Raw genomic sequence first — 1,134 nt, 5'->3', positions numbered from 1 at the left:
TACTAGTACTCTCGATCGAGCTTTACAGGTAGTCCAAGTCAACCGTCAACGTCTCAGCATTTTGGGGGGCGATGATGTCTATACCCCTAAAACCTTACAAATAGCAGGAGAAGCGGGAAAAAACATGGTTATTGCTATTCCTTGGCATATCCGTGCCCATGCTGATGCCGAATTTTCTTTGGTTGCCCGCGATCTTTGGGGTGGGGAGGTTAACTGGCGCAGCGCGATGGCTTACGATGCTGCCCAAGCTTTAATTGCAGCCATTGAATCCAGTTCCAATCCCACTAGAGAAAGTATTCAGCAACAATTATCAGACCGTAACTTTACTACTTCTGGGGCTAGTAGTGTAGTTAATTTTCTGCCATCGGGCGATCGCCTGGGCAAAATTCAGTTAGTGCAGATGCAGCCAGCTAATAATAAGTTTGGTTATCAGTTTTTACCAATCGATCCGTGAATTATCGCAGAAGACTAATTTTGTGATTGAGGTTAGGTAGTAGGTAATAGGTACAGCCAATGGAGAAGCATTTTAGATTATCTAATATTATTCCCGAAGTTATTGTTTTAGTAATTGCAGTTTATACAGTAGAAATAGTAGAAGAATTAGTTTATGTTCCTGGTTTATTAATTATTTATTCCATTATCCTGCGATTTGCTTGGCAAAGCGCGATTATCGTACATGGCTTAGGGCATACGATGGCGATCGCCTTATTGGATCGAAATTTATCGGCAATTAATTTAACCAATATCCTCGAACAGCGATCGATTATTCAAATTCTTAAATCACTTATTTCTTTTAATTACATCTTTATCTTATCTCCCAGTCACCCCGTCACCTCCTCACCCCGTCTCAAAGCGGGAAATCCTCACAATATTAGACTAAAAGCTTCGGCGGGTATTATCTTCAATCTGGCGATCGCTTTTATTTTCTTGACCTACATTGATAATATTTTGATTCGGGCGTTAATTTTTGCCAACACATTCATCGCCCTATCTTCCCTGTCAGATATAGAGGCAATGATAACGGGAAAAGCAGAATATTTATATTGCGGTAATTTTGGTTTAATAGCCTTGCGTCAGCCCGATGATGAACCCAAACTATTGCCCAAAAGACTGCAAAGTATGGCACTGCAAATG

Annotated in this window: 2 pseudogenes; both read left to right on the top strand. The window is 40.7% G+C overall.

The annotated features are described in order from the left end of the window. Positions 1 to 454 (top strand): annotated as a pseudogene (locus AC33VI_RS22580) (ABC transporter substrate-binding protein); the annotation flags it as partial. A 59-nt stretch (positions 455 to 513) separates the two neighbouring features. After that, a pseudogene (locus tag AC33VI_RS22575) lies at positions 514 to 1,134 on the top strand (hypothetical protein); the annotation flags it as partial.

Source organism: Waterburya sp., from assembly GCF_058530065.1.
Note: the sequence above shows the minus strand (reverse complement) of the source record. Positions and strands in the feature narration are given on the sequence as shown.